The 18420-nt window shown below is 41.0% G+C and carries 17 protein-coding genes and 1 tRNA gene; 3 read left to right on the top strand and 15 right to left on the bottom strand.

Annotation, left to right across the window (positions count from 1 at the left end; all coding sequences use genetic code 11):
- Positions 1-34 precede the first annotated feature (34 nt).
- Together EKB01_RS02180 and EKB01_RS02175 are read right to left on the bottom strand one after the other, a co-directional pair.
- On the bottom strand, positions 35-478 hold the full coding sequence (locus EKB01_RS02180; RefSeq protein WP_000778613.1) for a SprT family protein: 444 nt from the start codon (positions 476-478) through the stop codon (positions 35-37).
- Positions 465-2594, bottom strand: coding sequence for a Tex family protein (locus EKB01_RS02175; protein WP_167265545.1), 2130 nt, complete (start codon positions 2592-2594; stop codon positions 465-467). Before EKB01_RS02175 ends, EKB01_RS02180 begins: the two co-directional genes overlap by 14 nt.
- A gap of 130 nt (positions 2595-2724) precedes the next feature.
- Here EKB01_RS02175 and EKB01_RS09340 point away from each other — a divergent pair, with 130 nt between their 5' ends.
- From EKB01_RS09340 to EKB01_RS02165, 3 genes are read left to right on the top strand one after another with little or no spacing between them, the layout of a single operon-like run.
- On the top strand, positions 2725-2856 hold the full coding sequence (locus EKB01_RS09340; RefSeq protein ID WP_000268697.1) for an SPJ_0845 family protein: 132 nt from the start codon (positions 2725-2727) through the stop codon (positions 2854-2856).
- Positions 2857-3762, top strand: a complete 906-nt coding sequence (locus EKB01_RS02170) for a permease (protein WP_167265543.1) — start codon at positions 2857-2859, stop codon at positions 3760-3762. It abuts the gene before it with no gap.
- The gene (locus tag EKB01_RS02165; RefSeq protein ID WP_167265541.1) at positions 3759-4574 is read left to right on the top strand and encodes a TIGR03943 family protein; all 816 of its coding nucleotides are present in this window, start codon (positions 3759-3761) and stop codon (positions 4572-4574) included. The genes EKB01_RS02170 and EKB01_RS02165 overlap by 4 nt, the downstream gene beginning before the upstream one ends.
- 92 nt (positions 4575-4666) lie before the next feature.
- Here the strand turns inward: EKB01_RS02165 and EKB01_RS02160 are convergent, their stop codons facing one another.
- From EKB01_RS02160 to leuC, 13 genes are all read right to left on the bottom strand, one after another.
- Positions 4667-5080 (bottom strand): type II toxin-antitoxin system death-on-curing family toxin, encoded by a 414-nt coding sequence (locus tag EKB01_RS02160; RefSeq protein ID WP_167265539.1) that lies wholly within the window; start codon positions 5078-5080, stop codon positions 4667-4669.
- A complete protein-coding gene (locus EKB01_RS02155) occupies positions 5077-5313 on the bottom strand; it encodes an AbrB family transcriptional regulator (RefSeq protein ID WP_033585340.1) in 237 nt (78 codons plus the stop codon). Before EKB01_RS02155 ends, EKB01_RS02160 begins: the two co-directional genes overlap by 4 nt.
- Positions 5314-5388: 75 nt before the next feature.
- Complete coding sequence (locus EKB01_RS02150) at positions 5389-5583, bottom strand: hypothetical protein (protein WP_084938678.1); 195 nt, start codon at positions 5581-5583, stop codon at positions 5389-5391.
- A 146-nt stretch (positions 5584-5729) separates the two neighbouring features.
- Positions 5730-6656, bottom strand: coding sequence for a bifunctional riboflavin kinase/FAD synthetase (locus EKB01_RS02145; RefSeq protein WP_167265538.1), 927 nt, complete (start codon positions 6654-6656; stop codon positions 5730-5732).
- Positions 6657-6799: 143 nt separating this feature from the next.
- Entirely contained in the window at positions 6800-10339 is a 3540-nt protein-coding gene (gene smc, locus EKB01_RS02140; protein ID WP_167265536.1) for a chromosome segregation protein SMC, read from the bottom strand.
- On the bottom strand, positions 10330-11028 hold the full coding sequence (gene rnc, locus EKB01_RS02135) for a ribonuclease III (RefSeq protein ID WP_000661472.1): 699 nt from the start codon (positions 11026-11028) through the stop codon (positions 10330-10332). The genes smc and rnc overlap by 10 nt, the downstream gene beginning before the upstream one ends.
- Before the next feature lie 182 nt (positions 11029-11210).
- Positions 11211-11282, bottom strand: a tRNA-Arg gene (locus EKB01_RS02130).
- 68 nt (positions 11283-11350) lie between these two features.
- Positions 11351-12337 (bottom strand): GMP reductase, encoded by a 987-nt coding sequence (locus tag EKB01_RS02125; RefSeq protein WP_167265534.1) that lies wholly within the window; start codon positions 12335-12337, stop codon positions 11351-11353.
- A gap of 172 nt (positions 12338-12509) precedes the next feature.
- Entirely contained in the window at positions 12510-13814 is a 1305-nt protein-coding gene (locus EKB01_RS02120) for an McrC family protein (protein ID WP_167265701.1), read from the bottom strand.
- Entirely contained in the window at positions 13801-15453 is a 1653-nt protein-coding gene (locus EKB01_RS02115) for an AAA family ATPase (RefSeq protein ID WP_167265532.1), read from the bottom strand. The genes EKB01_RS02120 and EKB01_RS02115 overlap by 14 nt, the downstream gene beginning before the upstream one ends.
- Positions 15454-15625: 172 nt before the next feature.
- A complete protein-coding gene (locus EKB01_RS02110) occupies positions 15626-16405 on the bottom strand; it encodes a Sua5/YciO/YrdC/YwlC family protein (protein ID WP_167265530.1) in 780 nt (259 codons plus the stop codon).
- A gap of 27 nt (positions 16406-16432) precedes the next feature.
- A complete protein-coding gene (leuD, locus tag EKB01_RS02105) occupies positions 16433-17026 on the bottom strand; it encodes a 3-isopropylmalate dehydratase small subunit (protein WP_000410640.1) in 594 nt (197 codons plus the stop codon).
- Positions 17027-17035: 9 nt separating this feature from the next.
- The gene (leuC, locus tag EKB01_RS02100; RefSeq protein ID WP_167265528.1) at positions 17036-18418 is read right to left on the bottom strand and encodes a 3-isopropylmalate dehydratase large subunit; all 1383 of its coding nucleotides are present in this window, start codon (positions 18416-18418) and stop codon (positions 17036-17038) included.
- Positions 18419-18420 lie beyond the last annotated feature (2 nt).

The raw sequence follows: 18420 nt of genomic DNA, 5'->3' as shown, positions 1-18420 counted from the left end.
ACAAGTAGTATATCATGAAACGGGGGCACAAACATCAGTCCTTAGGCCGATTTAGGATGACGAGTTTACCACGGCAGACGCCACAGCGATAGCACTTGGTATCAATCTTCCTCTTTCGTTGATAGCGTTGCTGGCAGGATTGACACTGATAAACTAGGAAATTACTTTGGGCTCTCAAAGGGGGAACAAAGCGTAGTCCATCCACTTCTTTCAAAAGTTCCTTAAAATCTCGGTCCTTATGCCGATACCCCTTTTTCTGAAAATAAAGGTGATAGTGACAGAGTTCATGGCGCACGATTTTCCGAAAAACCTCCAAACCAAGTTCATTATAGACCTTGGGATTAAAATCCAAATGCCCATCTTTAGGGAAAAATCGCCCACCTGTCGTTCGCAGACGAGAATTCCATTGGGCTTGGTGTGTAAAAGGTCTACCAAAGTCTTCGAGGGAAACGGACTGAACGTACTCAGTCAGTTTCATCTGGAGCTAGGAGCGACAGATTAACTTTTTCACGTTCAGTATCGATTTTCTTAACCCAAACCGTTACCAAATCTCCAACAGACACCACTTGGCTGGGATGTTTGATAAATTTGCGACTCATATGAGAAATATGAATGAGGCCGTCTTCGTGAATCCCGATATCAACGAAGGCACCGAAGTCAACGACATTACGGACCACACCTTCAAGCTTCTGTCCGATAACGAGATCCTTGATATCCAGAACATCTTGACGGAGAACTGGAGCATCAAAAGAATCACGGAAATCACGACCCGGTTTTAGGAGGTCAGCAATGATATCTTTAAGGGTTTCTGGTCCAAGGTCTAGTTCTTGCGCCATTTCCTTGACAGAAAGGGACTTAAGCTTATTTTGTGCTTCTTCATTTAAGTCCTTGATATCCAAGCGTTTGAAGAGCTCCTTAACTGCAGCATAGTTTTCTGGGTGAACTCCAGTATTATCAAGAATATTGCTACTTTCAGGGATACGGAGGAAACCAGCAGCCTGCTCAAAGGCTTTGGCACCGAGACGAGGAACCTTCTTGATTTGAGAACGTGAAGTGATTTTTCCTTCTTCCTCACGGTATTTGACAATATTTTCAGAAATGGTTTTATTTAGTCCAGCTACGTGGGAAAGAAGAGCTGGGCTGGCTGTATTGACATTGACACCGACTTGGTTAACTACGGTATCGACGACAAAGTCCAGACTCTCAGACAGTTTCTTCTGACTGACATCGTGTTGGTATTGGCCTACACCGATTGACTTAGGATCAATTTTAACCAATTCAGCGAGGGGATCTTGCAAACGACGGGCAATAGAGATAGCAGAGCGTTTTTCAACGGTTAATTCTGGAAATTCCTGACGCGCAAGTTCGCTGGCAGAGTAGACAGAAGCGCCACTTTCATTGACGATAACATAGCTGACTTCTGGAAAATCTTTAAGAACTTCCGCCACAAAGGCTTCACTTTCACGACTGGCAGTTCCATTTCCGATAGCAATAATTTCCACACCGTATTGACCAATCAAGTCCGACAAATCTTTCTTTGCTTCTTCAATCTGACGAGCTGATGCTGGTTTTACTGGATAAATGACTTGGGTTGTCAACATTTTACCTGTTGTATCAACGACAGCAAGTTTGGCACCTGTACGAAAGGCAGGGTCAAATCCTAGAACCACGCGCCCTTTCAGCGGAGCAACCAAGAGAAGATTGCGCAGGTTGTCAGAAAAGAGTTGGATAGCTCCTTCTTCTGCTTTCTCAGTTAATTCTGTCCGAATGCGTCGTTCGATAGCAGGCAAGACCTTTTTCTTAACTGACTGTTGAACAACTTCATCTATATAGGCATTTTTCACCTTGAAACGGGCAGCAAAGAAAGCAAGAATACGATCTGACGCGTGCTCAAAACCGACTTTTAAGACACCTAGTTTCTCACCACGATTGAGGGCCAAGGTACGATAACCCTGCATGTTGCCAACTGTCTCTGAAAAATCGTAATATATCTGAAAAACTTGTTTTTCATCGAGACTTTCATCCTTGACTTGCGAAGTGATTTTAGAGTGTCTCAGCACTTCCTGATAGGTCATAGCACGTAGATTGACATCTTCGGATAAGGCTTCGACCAAGATATCAACCGCACCAGCCAAGGCTTCTTGACCAGTCGCAAATCCTTCACAGACAAACTTCTCAGCTTCTTTCTCTAAACCATCTACATTCTGCAAGATCAAGCGGGCGAGAGGAAAGAGTCCAGCTTCTCGGGCAATAGTTGCCTTGGTTCGACGTTTTTCCTTATAAGGAAGATAGAGTTCTTCAACGTCTGCTAATTTTTCAGCTGCCAAAATAGCTTCTTCTAATTCCTTGGTTAGTTTGCCTTGTTCTTGAATCTTAGCCAAGACAGCTTCTTTACGGTCGTTGAGATTTGTCAGACTTTTATCCAAGTCGATAATGGCCTTAATCGCCACCTCATCCAGACTACCAGTCATGTCCTTGCGATAACGGGCGATGAAAGGAATCGTCGCCCCTTCTGCCGTCAAACTTAGAACGGTATCGATTTGCTTTAAGGTTACACCCAAATCTTGGGAAATTTTTTCGTATTTTTTATCCATGAATCTATTATACCATAAGGAACAGCTCTTGTTTTGCCTTACCCATTTTTACCTCTTTAATTATCAAAATAACCCCATTTCCGTAAAATAATAGTATAATAGAGGTAGAATGTAGAAAAGAGGTAGGCCCATGGCTGTTAAATTTACAAAAACGGATGATTTGGACAAGATGTTTGAAGAATTCGCCAAACTTCCTGACTTAACACAAGTCACTTTTCCAGATGACAAAAACAAAAAAGAAAAAGTTGAGAAGAAAAAATAGATGGCTGTTTTCCAATCTCTTCCTCCTAGCATCTTACAAGCAGGGGCTATTTTTCTCTCTATCATGATTGAAGCCCTTCCTTTTGTCTTGATTGGGAGTCTAATTTCGGGGTTGATTGAGGTCTATATCACACCTGATAAAGTTTATGAGTTTCTCCCTCGCAATCGTTGGGGGAGGATCTTTTTTGGTACCTTCATTGGCTTTCTCTTTCCTTCTTGCGAATGTGGTATCGTTCCGATTATCAATCGTTTTCTGGAAAAGAAAGTGCCCAGCTACACAGCGGTTCCTTTTCTGGTGACTGCTCCCATCATCAATCCTATCGTTCTTTTCGCCACATATTCTGCCTTTGGCAATTCAATAAAACTTGCCTTCTTGCGAGCTCTGGGAGCTATTGTGATTGCTTTGATTCTGGGGATTTTCCTAGGATTTTTCTGGAAGGAACCCATTCAAAAAGAGAATCCTATCGCTTGCCATGAACATGACTTTTCACACTTGGGTCCCGCTAGAAAAGTGTTTCAGATCTTTATACAAGCTATTGATGAGTTTTTCGATATGGGGCGTTACTTGGTCTTTGGCTGTCTCTTTGCGGCTATCGTGCAGGTCTATGTCCCGACTCGGATCTTGACCTCTATCAGTGCAAGTCCAGTCCTTGCGATTCTCTTGCTCATGTTTCTAGCCTTTCTCCTCTCTCTTTGTAGCGAGGCGGACGCCTTTATCGGAGCTTCTCTCCTCTCGAGCTTCGGCCTAGCGCCAGTCCTTGCCTTTCTGATCATAGGCCCCATGCTTGATATCAAAAATCTCCTCATGATGAAACACTATCTCAAAGTGCGCTTCATCTGGCAATTTATGGGTATTGTGACAGTGCTTGTCTTGCTTTATTCTTACATGTTTGGAGTGTTGCTATGATGCGATTTTTCATTTTACTGGGTTATTTTGCCCTAACTCTGTATCTGCAGCTTTCTGGCAAGCTCAGTCACTACATTAACCTCCACTATTCCTATCTAGTCTATATTTCCATGCTCCTTTCTCTTCTATTGGCTCTGGTCCAATTCTATATCTGGATCAAGAAAATCAACTCTCGCAGCCATTTAGAAAGTCGTCGAGCTAGACGAATCAGCCTCCTTTTACTGTCACTACCTCTGTTGATTGGGGTTGCCTTTCCGACAGTAAGTTTGGACTCGAGAACCGTCTCTGCTAAGGGATACCATTTCCCACTTGCTGAGGGAATCGATACTGCTATTCAGGCAAGCGAAGGAACATCCAGTCAATACCTCAAACCCGATACCAGCACCTATTTTTCCAAATCTGCTTATGAAAAGGAAATGAGGTCTACAGCTGACAAATACCTCACCCAACCAACCATTCAAATCACTGATGAAAACTATATGGAGGTCATGGAAGTTCTCTATGACTACCCTCAAGAGTTTGAAGGAAAGAAAATCGAATTTACAGGCTTTGTCTATAACGATCCTAGCCATCCAGATAGCCAGTTCCTCTTTCGCTTTGGAATCATCCACTGTATCGCCGATTCTGGTGTATATGGACTCTTGACAAAGGGGAACTCACGCCAGTATCCTGACAATACTTGGATTAGCGCTAGAGGAACCCTGACCCTCCACTACCACAAAGAACTCAAACAAAAACTCCCAACACTGGAAGTTGAGAGTTTCACAAAAGTAGACAAACCAGAAAATCCTTATGTCTATCGTGTGTTTTAATAAAAAGAGGCAATATCAGAGTTTCTGCATTACAGAATTCTAATATTGTCTTTTCATTTTTTCTTATGCTCATTTCAATCCAGCGTACTATCTTATTTTTTGATCATTTCTCTGATAGAATGTTCAGAAACCCATTTAGAGTAGCTTATCATTCTTTCATCAGTTAAAGCTTCTACCGCTATAGTCACGCACATATCAACCGCTTCTTCCACGGAAACAGTAAAGTGATAACCATTTAATTGTAAAAACTTCACCAAAACAAAGAAAGCTGTTCGTTTATTGGCGTTTGCAAAGACATGCTTCTTTATCAATTGGACAAATAATATTGTTGCTTTATCAAAAATTGTTGGATAAAGAGGCTTGCCAAAAACAAATTGTTCTGGTAAATTCACAATCATATTTAACGCTGAAGAGCTAACTGTTTGAATTTGCTCATTTGGAGAATACCGTTGAATTACTAAAGCATTGATTTTTTCAATTTGCTTTTCTGTTAGATAGACTGTCATTTTTCCACCAAAGCTTTGAAAACATCGTCGTATTCTTCAAAAATTGTATCCAATTTTAAGTTAAAGGCATCATCAGAAACATAAGAGACCTGATGATCCAATTCTTCAGGAGTAAAGATAATTTCGCCACTTGGTAACAATTTTGCTTCATATTTAACACCACTTGGAATATTGAATTCGCTTGGAATTGTAATGGTGATTGAATTTCCTTGTTTTCTTGTTTTTACGACCATCTTATTTCCTCCTTTGAAGTATTATAACAAATAATTACGGTAATTACAATGATAGTGTAAAACTACTATTTCATATCAGAGCTTAACCGGAATACTCAGCATAAGTGATTTTTTCAAGGTTTCCAATTCTTCCAGAGATTTTTGAATTGCCAATTGTGATTTTGCTCTTTCTATCATATATTCAATATTTGTTAGAGGATTTGTATTTCCTTCAGTCCACAGCATTTCCCATAGCTGATCAATTTTATTTTTTAATTCGCCTGTAATCATACTAGTCTCTTTTCTTTGGTTTTAAAGTTATGAATATCACTATTTTAACAGATTTTCAATCAACCTTCAATTATGTTTCTCGCTATAAAATTTCTTTCAAAAATAAAAAAGCAAACACAAAATATGGTTCACTTTTTTAAACTTTTCTACTCTCCATCCTTCCAGTTCCGAGCAATCTCTTCGTCTTTCTGGAGTTGGTCTACCAATTCCTCTACGGAGTCAAATTTGACCATATCGCGAACACGGTCCAGCCAGTAGACCATGACAGTCTCACCATAAATATCATCTGAAAAGTCAAAAATATTGACTTCAAAACGTGGCTCTTCTCCATCGAAAGTAACATTTTTCCCAACGCTTGCCATGCCACGATATCTCTGACGTTGTACTTCTACATCGACTACGTAAACACCATCTGCTGGCATATAAGTTCGATCTCTTAGGACTAGGTTGGCTGTTGGATAACCGATAGTACGCCCACGAGCATTTCCGTGAACGACCATTCCGCGAGTTGGAAGCGGTGTGCCGAGAAGATGATTGACTTCCCTGACATCTCCATCAAGAATAGCTTGGCGAATCCGTGTGGAACTAATCTTTCCCTTTTCGTCCTCAACCGGAGGAACAATGATGATCTCTCCATCAAAATAATCCTTCAGATCATCCGCAGTTTTCTTATCTGAACCAAACGTGTAATCAAATCCTGCTACGATAATGGCTGGTTTTAAAGCTCGAACATAGGTATCAAAGAATTCTTGACCCGTTAAACTAGCAAATTTGCTACTAAAGTCAAGTAGGAAAAGAGCCTCTACCCCATGCCACTTCATCTTGTGCTCCCGTTCCTCGTGATTGACGATATGGAGCATGAGCTCAGGTTGATAAGGTTGTAAGGCAAGTTTTGGCGACTCTGTAAAGGTCATCACGACAACTGGCAGATAATCCTTCATTGAAGCCTTACTGGCTACTTCAAAAAGTTTCTGGTGCCCCTTGTGGATGCCATCAAAATAACCTAATACAAGGACTGTTTTTCCCGGTACTGCAATGTCTTTTTCGTTCTTAATAGGTACTGTTGTAATCATGAAACTATTATATCATAGAGAAAGTCTTTTCGCTAAAAGGAAATCCCAAATGTCGTTTTTTGCGCCTGAACCGACCGTAAGAGAAAATTTAGCGCTTTAGTTTTAAAAAATAGCACCTCCTAAGAGATGCTATCGTTTAGTAACTAGTCTATTGTTTCTTCCAAATCTTTTAACTTAACCGAAACAATCTTAGAAACACCTGATTCTTGCATGGTAACTCCATAGATAGAGTCCGCTGCCGCCATCGTCCCCTTACGGTGGGTCACGACGATAAACTGACTATCCTTGTCAAAGCGATTGAGATAGTCCCCAAAGCGTTTGACATTGGCTTCGTCCAGCGCCGCCTCTACCTCGTCCAAGATAACAAAAGGAATGGTCTTAACACGGATAATGGAGAAGAGCAGAGCCAGAGCTGATAGGGCTTTTTCACCACCACTCATGAGGTTAAGAGACTGGATTTTCTTACCTGGTGGTTGAACAGAAATCTCCACACCAGCTGTTAAAAGGTCACCCTCAGTTAATATCAAGTCTGCCTGACCTCCACCAAACATCTGTCTAAAGGTCACTTTAAAGGACTCACGAATCGCCTCAAAGGTTGATTTAAAGCGTTCCTTAACCTCATCATTCATCTCTGTGATGGTCTCAAGGAGCAGGTTTTTCGCAGACAAAATATCATCTCGTTGGCTATTGAGGAAATCCAGACGGTTGTGAACCTCTTCGTACTGGTCAATAGCGTCCAAGTTGACAGGACCCAGCGAGCGAATAGCCTTCTCTAAATCCTTAACCTCTTGCTCCGCCAGAGTTAGATTTTCCAGTTCATGAGCCTTTTCTAGAGCCTCATTGTAGCTAATCTGGTACTGGTCAGTTAATTGAGCTTGTAGATAGCGCAAGCGTTCGCTGACCTTTTCCTTCTTAGCTTCAGCACGTGTTTGCTTGCGAATCCACTCTTCGTTCTGCTTACGAGCTTGATCCAAATGGCTGGCAATATCATCCAGCTGACCCTCGATATCATCCAACTCAAACTGCTTGCGAATCAAACCTTGTTGGAGATTTGTTTTCTGAGTTTTGGCCTCTTCCACCTGCTGACTTAGCAAATCCGTATCAACCTTCTCAAGATTATCAACCTTTTCTTGGAGGAGACGCTGGATTTCTTCTTGTTCAAGATTGAGGTTATCTAATTCCTTACCTAAGCGTTCAATATCAGTCACTTCATACCGCTTTTGTCCTTGCAGTTCGGACTTAAGCAAGCGTGCTTGCGCTACTTGTTCCTGCAAGTTTTGATAGCGTTCTTGAATAGCGTTTTTGTTAGACTTAATCTCTTCAATCTCAGCTTCCAGATTTTGCTTTTCACTGGCGATAGTAGCAAGGCGCTCTTGGCATTTTTCCTTATCCGCTTGCCAATCTCCTTCAGTAAGGCGATTTAATTCCTCTTCTTGAAGTTTCCAAAGCGTTTCCAGTTCTTCGACCTGCTGATTGGTTTGTTGATAAGCAAGATACAAACCTTGCTCCTGAATACGAGCTTGCTCACCCTGAGATTTGATAGCTTCTAATCTTTCTGTTAATACTACCATCTCATCTTGCAAGGTCTTCAAAGTCGCTTCTTCTGACCGTAAGTCAGCTTCTTCTTCAGCAATTTCTTTTTGTAATTGTTCCAGCTCTGGCTTGATGAAGATACTGTTATTCTGACGATTGGCACCACCCGCGTAGGAACCACCTGTGCGCAACTCTGTCCCATCAAGCGTCACCATGCGAACCTGATAGCGAACTTGACGAGCAGCTGCACGCGCATGTTCTACGGTATCAAAGATAGCCGTTGTGGCTAGCAAGTTTTTGAAAATGGCTTCTAGTCTCTTATCAAATGACACCAACTCATCTGCCATGCCAAGGAAGCCTGGACTTGCTGCGATAGCATCTTGATTCTGACTAGAAATCGTACGCGCTTTGATCGTTGTCAATGGAAGAAAGGTCGCACGACCAGCTCTGTTACGTTTTAGGAAATTAATCGCATTGGTTGCCGCATTTTCATCTTCTACGATGATATGCTGACTGCTAGCTCCAAGTGCAATCTCCAAAGCAGTTTGATAATGCACATCAAAGGTCAAATGTTCACTAGCTGCACCAATAATCCCACCTAAGCGGTCTTTTTCTTGGAGAACACTCTTAACACCCGCATAAAAATTACTATGATTTCTTAGGATGTTTTCCAAACTCTGTGCTCTAGCCTGTTTGTTTTTGAGACTATCCAGACGATCAAAGAGTTGGCTCTGCTGGGCTTGGTAAGAAACTTTCTTTTCCTCTTGCTCTTTGGCACCAGCTTGGTAGTCAGCCAATAATTTCTGAACCTGCTCCTTAGCAGTTTCAAGTTCAGCCTCTTGCTGACTTGCCTTTTCTTTAGCTGTAGCCAGTTGTTCTTTCAGTTTCTCAAGTTGATCTGCTTGTTTTTGAGATAGTTGACGGCTGTTCTCCAGTTCATTCTCGATGCGGGTCAGTTGGTTTGAGACATCCGCTTCTTCTTGTAAAAGAGCGACAAAGCGTTCGCGCAAGAGCTCGATCATCTGGTCAGGATCATCTGAAAAAGCTAGCAATTCTGCTTCTAAACGATTGAGTTCCTTGTTGTTTTCAGATAGATTTTCCTCTAACTGTGCCAAGTTCGCTTCTTTTTCAGATTTTTCTTTACTTAGCGCTTTTCTCTTGTCTTCTAAAGTCGCCAAACGGGCTTGTGCTTCTTGTTGATTGAGGGCTACTTGCTCAGATTCCAGTTTTGAAAGGGCTAGTTTTCGCTCTATGTCACTAATCAAACTAGTCAAATCCATTAAGCTCCCTTGGTCTTTAGCCATTTCAGCTTGGAGATCTTGGCGTTTCTTTTTAAGACTTTGATTTTCCTCTTCTAACTCTTCACGCTTTTGGTAATAGCTAGTCAAAAGTTCCTGAACTTGCGTTAGCTCTTCTTCTGTCAGCTCTAGTTCAGTCTTGTTTTCCTTGATTTGGGCAACCAGTACATCCAAGTAAATTGCTTTACGTTGACCATCCAAGTCAAGAAACTTACGAGCATTTTCGGCTTGTTTTGCAAGGGGCTTGATTTGATTGTCCAACTCATAGATAATGTCCTCTAAGCGGTCTAGATTGTCCTGAGTTTGTTGCAGTTTGCTCTCTGTTTCTTTTCTACGAGTCTTGTATTTTAAAACTCCAGCAGCTTCTTCAAAAATAGCACGGCGTTCTTCGGGCTTGGAGTTAAAAATTTCCTCAACCTTCCCTTGGGAAATGATGGAGAAGGAATCCCGACCCAAACCTGTATCCAAGAAGAGGTCATGAATATCACGCAAGCGCACTTTCTTGCCATCAATTCGATACTCGCTATCTCCACTACGATAGATATGGCGTTCTACCTTAATGACTTGCCCTGCATCCTTGATGAAGCCATCTTCATTGTCCAAGGTCACGATAACAGAGGCGTAATTGAGTGGTTTGCGGCTTTCAGTTCCAGCAAAGATAACGTCGGGCATCTTGCCTCCACGAAGACTCTTGACACTAGACTCTCCCAAGGCCCATCGCAAACTTTCTGTGATATTTGACTTCCCAGAACCATTGGGCCCAACGACAGCTGTCACACCTTGGTCAAAGACGACCTTTGTCTTGTCAGCAAAGGACTTGAATCCCTGGATCTCAATTTCCTTTAAATACATGAATCAAGCCCTTTCTCAACGGCATTTTTTGCGGCCTCTTGCTCTGCCAATTTTTTAGAACGGCCTTGACCTTTTCCGATACTCTTGCCCTCAACCAGAACTTCTACATCAAAAACCTTATCATGAGCAGGTCCCGTTTCAGAGGTCACCTGGTAGCGAATATCCACATCTCCATTGACTTGGAGCAACTCTTGCAGGTGTGTCTTGTAATCCTTAATCATTTCAAAGTCACCTGCTTCAACCTTGGGGATCATGACTTGATAGATAAACTCTTTTACCCTAGCAACATCCTTGTCTAAAAGCAACGCTCCCAGAAAGGCTTCAAAGGCATCTCCAAGAATGGTGTCACGATTGCGCCCACCAGACTTTTCTTCTCCTTTTCCTAGCTTGATAAACTGATCAAACTGGCAATCACGCGCAAAACCAGCCAAACTCTCCTCACGGACAATCATAGCACGGAGTTTGGACAAATCTCCCTCTGGTTTCTTAGGATATTTTTTATAGAGATATTCTGAAATCAATAATTGCAGAACAGCGTCTCCTAAAAATTCCAAGCGCTCATTGTGTGAAATTTTTAAGAGGCGGTGCTCATTGGCATAACTCGTATGAGTAAAGGCCGTTTCTAGTAAGTTTTTATCTGCAAATTCGATCGCAAAACGCTTCTTTAGTACAGTTTGTAATTCTTTCATACCAACCTCTTTCTAACTGATAACAGTCTCTTTTATTATATCAAAAAAAGCCCCCTGAGTCACTTTAAAACGGGACTAGAGGGGATTTGAGCATTTTTTAGAATAAAATTTTTAATTTTAGGGGCAAATTTGGGGCGAGATAAAGAAAAAGCCTTATTTAAGGCTTTCTTGGGCTATTTACATCCACCCTGAGGGAATCGAACCCCCATCTCAAGAACCGGAATCTTACGTGATATCCATTACACTAAGGGTGGAAACTTGTCTTATTATAACAAAAATTTGCTCTAATAACAAGTTTTTTCATGGGTAGACTAAGCGTCCATTAATGGGAAGCATCTCCATTCCAGATAGAGTTTTTTACGATAACATAATCAACGTGTTTAAGGTCAGCAAGCCTGCGTCCACCTGCATAAGAGATAGCACTTTGTAAATCTTGCTCCATCTCAGTAAGGGTGTCTTGCAAATGCCCTTTGGCAGGAAGCAAAATGCGTTTGCCTTCCACATTTTTATAGGCTCCTTTTTGATACTGTGAAGCTGAACCATAGTATTCTTTGAACTGTTCCCCATCGACTTCGATTGTCTTTCCTGGGCTTTCGATATGTCCTGCAAAAAGGGAACCAATCATGACCATGCTAGCACCGAAACGGATAGACTTGGCTATATCACCATGGGTACGAATACCACCATCAGCAATGATCGGTTTACGCGCAGCCTTAGCACACCAACGTAGGGCAGCCAATTGCCAGCCACCTGTACCAAAACCTGTCTTAACTTTGGTGATACAAACCTTACCAGGACCGATTCCAACCTTAGTAGCATCCGCACCGGCATTTTCCAATTCACGCACAGCTTCTGGTGTTCCTACGTTACCAGCAATGACAAAAGTGTCTGGTAATTCTTTCTTGATGTGTTGAATCATAGAAATCACGCTATCCGCATGACCATGAGCAATGTCAATCGTGATATACTCAGGAGCATCAGCCTTGAGTTGGCTAACAAAATCATACTCGTAATCCTTGACACCGACTGAAATAGAAGCAATGAGTCCTTGATCGTGCATGCGTTTGATAAAAGGAATGCGCCCAGCCTCATCAAAACGATGCATAATGTAGAAGTAGCCACCTTTAGCCAGTTGCTCTGCTACGTTCTCATCCAAAATCGTCTGCATATTTGCTGGCACAACAGGTAGTTTGAAAGTGTGATTTCCAAGTGTGACACTCGTGTCTGCTTCTGCACGGCTTTTAATGACACATTTATTTGGGATCAACTGAATATCTTCGTAATCAAAAATTGGAAATTCATTTAACATATCGATGTCTCGTTTCTTTTATAATGACCTACCTATGCTTGCGCACCCCTACATCTTTTCTGACGTTTCCTTGATTTATTATAAACTAAAGTACAGTTTTTGTCAAATATTTTCAATAATCAAATTATATTGTTCGGAAATTACTTCTATAAATAGCAAAAAAGCGAAGAGATTACTTTCTCCCCACTTCTTCATCAATAATCGCTTTAAAATTTTCTTCTGAATTTTCCATCATTTTACAAAATGCACTATAGGATGAAGCATTCTGAGGGATTCGAATAGACCACTTCTTCAATTGGGCTCCATAGCCAGCTATTTCCCCTATTTCACTATTTACTGACCGCTCCATACTAGGAAAAATCAGTCCAGCTTTCTCAGCTTTTAAAATATAAGAATAGGAAATCAATTGGAACAAGTCCTCGCGGTTAATTCCTCTTTCAGTGAACTCCAGTTTTTTATATTTTGCATCTAAAACAATCTTTCGTTCTCTGTCATAAAAATCTGGATATACTTTTCGTTTCCCAACAGAAAATACTGAAATTCCGTTCGTCTTATCTTTATTTCGTGGATGGATGAAACCTTTTTGCAACAAGGTATGAACATACTCTTCCCAAAGCCAGGCAACATCAAAGAGAATACCATGTACCATCTGGACTTGAGGTCCAAGACCATGCTTTTCTCTACTCAGAATCATCAAGCAGAGTTCCTGTAATTTTCTATACTCTCTGAAATAGGCGTGTCGGATGGGTTTGATTTTATTCATTCTGATAATCTTGGCACGATTAGCTAGTTTATAAGCTGGAGTTACACGAGTAATTTCTGTCATATTTTCACGATTACTATCGAGCAGAACTCCGAAACTTTTCTGATTCTTTATGTACTCAATCGTATGTCGAATCAACTGCATGAGTGGATTATCATAGGTAAATTCCCTAGTAGTATAGGCAATATTTCCCATAAAAGGGAGATTTTTTTTCAGATGATTTCCAACATCTAGTACACCTTTTACATGACTATCGTTATGGAAAAATCGCTGGTATTCCTTATAAAGACCTTTTCGGAGAGCAGCTTGCAGATATTTGGGAAAGAGGTAAATCAAAAGCTGATAGAGTTTATCCTCTGGAGATAGACCAACATCCAAACTAGTCAGATTGATATTGAGAACCTTTTGTAAAAGATAATGCAAAAAATGGTCGTTACTTTCATCAGAAAAACGAGAGGAAATCGTTAATCTTTCCTGACCATATCCAAGAAAACCAATTACATTTCCTGTCTTGATTTCCTGATTAACTGTTTCAAAAATCTTTTGGTCCCTGTCTAGATCAGGAGAATTCATCAAATCATTTGGGAAAATAAAGATACTGTCCTCTCGAGAAAGGTTATCTAGTGTTCTATCAAGAAGTGCTTGACTTAGATTGGGATATTCTGCGACAAAGTCCTCTTTAGCGATTCTATACTGATTATCAGTTATCCGCATCATTATCACCAGTCTCTTGCAGATCTGTTTGCTCGTTATTTGTCAGATCAAATGCTTTTTTCAATGTATCCAGAGTTTCAGTCTCTTCATAAGAACCTCGTAAGTAATCTTCCAAAAGCGGTTTAAGGTAATCAGACCAGAGTAATTCATAGTTAAACTCTACATCCTTCAACTTAAGGAAATAACTTGGTCCGATATGGTAATGACTGTTTAATTCCTGAACGTTTTCGATAGCAGCGTTCAAGTTTCTTAGACGAGTTTTTGCTTCTTCTGCATGGATACCCAGTTCTTTATCCAACATAGCAACTTGACTCTCGGCAGTAACTTCAACAAAACGGAAACGACGACGCATTGCAAAATCAAAGGTGTCTACCGAACGGTCAATATCATTCATAGTTCCAATGATGTAAACATTTTCTGGGATATAAAACTTTTCATCGTTTTCGTGTAGATTGGCATATTGAGTAGAAACACTCCCCTTCTGACCACGATAGCCAGGGTCAACAGAGAAAAATAGTTCTCCAAAAATCTTAGAAATCTCCCCACGATTAATCTCATCGATGATGAAAATGAATTTCTTGTCTGTGTCAATTTCTGTTGGGGAAACATAGTCTTTCAAACCAAATCTCTTTCTCAATGTTTCTAGGACAGTTTTTCCACCACTTTTGTAGTATTCTTGCTTATTATAATTTTTATCTTTATACAACTCGTAAACATATTTGCGAGGTAGTGACCATCCTGGAACACCACTATCATAATTTACTGACAAATTTTGTCTACTATTAACAGATAAGTAAGATGTTTTTGTTATATATTCTTTTTCTTCAGCAACATTTATATATTCTAAGTAAGAATCCCAAGCCTCATCAAAATTATCTTGTCCTCCAATCAATTGGGCTTCTTTTGCTTTCTGACAAAAATCTTTAAAAATACCGTCCTGTAGCCTAAACTCAATAGATCCATCCCCATTTGATACCGGTCTCAAACCCTCTACAAAATCCGTATAATCATAAGATGGGTGAAACTGTACAAAGCCGATTTGATCTTTGTTGCCATCTGTTAATTCGTTTGCAATATCAATAGCAAGGTGTGTTTTTCCTGTACCAGATGCACCTCGAAGGATAAGGTTTTTGGATTTTCTTAATATATCTAAATAATCGTTAATATTTTTATTCATAACAACTTTCTCTATATTTTTTCTGTATGTGCCATTTAGAATGGATTTATATAAATTGATACGTTCCTTGTTTCTGTCCCAGTTGATGGTTTGTCTTGCACCTTTTGTACCTTGGTATTCCCATCCACCATCTACTTTCAACCAATTAACACCAATACAATGTTTAAACTTTGATTTTGTTTCATCAAAATAATAAGGTTTCACACATTGACCAATTCCTAAAATTTTCTTAAATCCTGTGGTAGCTATTATGTAATCATCTTTTTTTATGTCATGAGCAAATTTCCAAATAAATTTATCTCTCTGTTTTCCCTGATTCAATTCTTGAGGATTTTTATAATCTAGAATACTAGACAAATTAGAATCAAAATCTATGCAAGCTATATTCTCTTCTTTAAATAAGGACCAGACATTGCCACCACGACCTGCAACTATCATCCAATAATTTACTTTATCTTCCATTTTATAGCTCCTGTTTCACATTATAGGCTGTTAAATTTAATTGATTAATTTCTATAAACATATATTTTATATATAGAATATCATATCCTATAGAAAAAGAAAAGAATTTCCAAACAAAAAGCCCAGTGTTAGGAGCTTAAATATCTCATAACACTAGACTTCTTTTTTTATCTTAGTAATATTCACCCTGACGGTAGTCCCATGAGTTAAAGGTATCTGACAGGTGCATCATGATTTTATCAATGTCAAGCCCTTTGCGGATCACAACTGGAGCTGGTGAGATTGAACGTACTCCATCTTGTTCTGGGATTAGTTTGCCGTCTTTATCAACCATAGACACCATCACACCTTGCTCGTAGCGAGTTTCAATCGTTTTGTCCGGTTGGATAGATGCCACATAGTCGTCTGCTTCGATAACAAGGTCCACTGCTCCTTCGATCCGTTCTCCGATACCTTCTACCTTACCACGGTTTCCTTTACCAGATGGGTTTGCTGATGAGGCATAGACCATTTTACCTTCTTCCCAAAGTTTAGCAGCCAACTGTTCACCAGCTTTACCAAACTTGATGACAAAACAGCTAGTACCACGAACGTCTGTCATGAGTTCTTCACGGCCATCACCGTATGCTTTCAATTTCTCAAAGGCTTCTGGTTTCCATGGAAGGATACAACCTAGAAGAATGTCTTCTTCCCAATGTTTTTGGTAGAAGGCTTCAATTTCTGGATTGAGTTGTGCTAAAGCGCGAAGCTCATCCATGCTACCACAAAGTACAACACCTGGTTTGTTACGGTTACGCTCTTTGGCTTCAAATTTGCGTTCAAGACCTGCCTTATCGCTAGTCATGATAATGTAACCAACTTTAGTAGGGCAAACGATACATCCGCCCTCACCTTTTAAAATGTCATAGCCTTCTTGTGAAAGTGTTCCGTTCCATTGAATGTGTTTTGTCATAGTTCTATAGTTCCTTTTCTATTTTTTCTAATCCTGCCAGTAGGCTGGTCGTTGTTTTTCATAGGCAGCAATCAAGTCTTCATACTGCAAAGTAATACCGATATCATCCAAACCATTTAAGAGTTTGTGTTTCCATTCGCTATCGATTTCAAAAGTGAATTCTCCAACTGGTGAGATGATTTTCTGTTGTTCCAAGTCCACAGTTACCTGGTCAGTCGGTTTTAGCTGGGCTAGTTTCTCTCTAACCTCCCTAGGCTGAACAATTGGCAACATGCCATTATTGAGTTCATTATTGTAATGAATGTCCCCGAAAGATCCTGCAATCACAACCTTAAAACCATAGTCCGCTAGAGCCCAAGCTGCATGTTCCCTCGAAGACCCCGCACCAAAGTTATCCCCTGAGATGAGAATACTGGCTTTACGGTATTCTGGTCGGTTAAAGACAAAGTCTGGATCCTCTGTGTAGTTATCGTCCAGATAACGCCAAGCATACATGAGGTACTTACCAAAGCCTTTCTTATCAATCAACTTGAGAAACTGCTTGGGGAGGATTTGGTCTGTGTCGATATTATCATTCATGAGAGGAACAGTCGTTCCCGTATAAACTGTAAATTTCTCCATATCCTCTCCTTACTGGGCCTCTGGCATTTGCCGAACATCTACGAAACGCCCTGCAATAGCTGCCGCCGCTGCCATGGCTGGACTGCAGAGATGGGTTTTAGCACCAAATCCCTGTCTATCCTCAAAGTTGCGGTTACTGGTTGAGGCACAGTGGACACCATCAGGTACCTTGTCGGGATTCATCCCTAGGCACATAGAGCAACCTGGGTCTCTCCACTCAAAGCCAGCATCTAAGAAGACCTTATCCAAGCCCAACTTCTCAGCAGCTCGTTTCACAGGACGCGATCCTGGTACTACAATTGCTGTTAGATTGGGAGCAATCTTCTTCCCTTTGACAAATCGCGCAGCCAGTTGCAAGTCACTGAGACGAGCATTGGTACAAGAGCCGATAAAGATATAACCTAGTTCAATATCTGCTGGCTTTTGACCAGGCTCCAAGTCCATGTAATTGTAGGCTCGCTCATCATTCATATCCTTAATTTCTGGGAAGCTACTATCAAAGTCAACCCCCATAGCAGGATTAGTTCCCCAGGTCACCATGGGTGCCAAGTCAAAGACATCCATCTGGATAACCTTATCATAGACAGCATCCTCATCACTGACAAGCGTCTTCCAGTCAGCAACCGCCTCTTCGAAATCTTCTGGAACGCATTCCCGTCCCTTGAGATAGTCATAGGTGGTTTGATCCGGATTCATGATCCCCATCTTAGAGCCAAACTCGATGGACATATTGCAGATGGTCATTCGCTCTTCCATGCTCAGTGCATCAATAGCCTGTCCACGATATTCCACTACATAACCAACACCACAAGCAACGCCGTACTTGGCAATCAAGGCGAGGATAAAATCCTTGGAGTAAACTCCTTTTTGTGGAACACCAGTGAATTCTACCAGCATTTTCTTAGGTTTAACTTGCCAGAGAGTCTGGGTAGCAAAGACATGCTCGACTTCACTGGTCCCGATTCCAAAGGCGATGGCTCCAAAAGCTCCGTGAGTTGCTGTATGGCTGTCTCCACAGACGATGAATTTTCCTGGTTGCGTCCGTCCTGTTTCTGGACCTACCATGTGAACAATTCCCTGCTTTTCGGAACCGTGGGACGCATGTTCAATCCCAAATTCCTCAACATTCTCAGCAAGCTTATCAATTTGAGCCTTGGAAATTACATCTCGAATATCATATATATTGACCGTTGGTACATTGTGGTCAAAGGTTCCAAATGTCAAGTCTGGCCGTCTCAATCTGCGACCTGCATCTCGTAATCCTTGAAAAGCTTGGGGACTAGTCACTTCATGAATATAGTGCTGGTCCACATACATGAGTTGGGGCTGCCCCTCTTCTCCTGTGATGACATGGCGGTCCCATAATTTATCAAAAATCGATTTTCCTGCCATCC

This window comes from Streptococcus sp. CCUG 71758 (assembly GCF_011714815.1).
Lineage (GTDB): Bacteria > Bacillota > Bacilli > Lactobacillales > Streptococcaceae > Streptococcus > Streptococcus halitosis.
The sequence above is the reverse complement of the archived record's forward strand: the minus strand, read 5'-3'. Positions and strand labels throughout refer to the sequence as shown.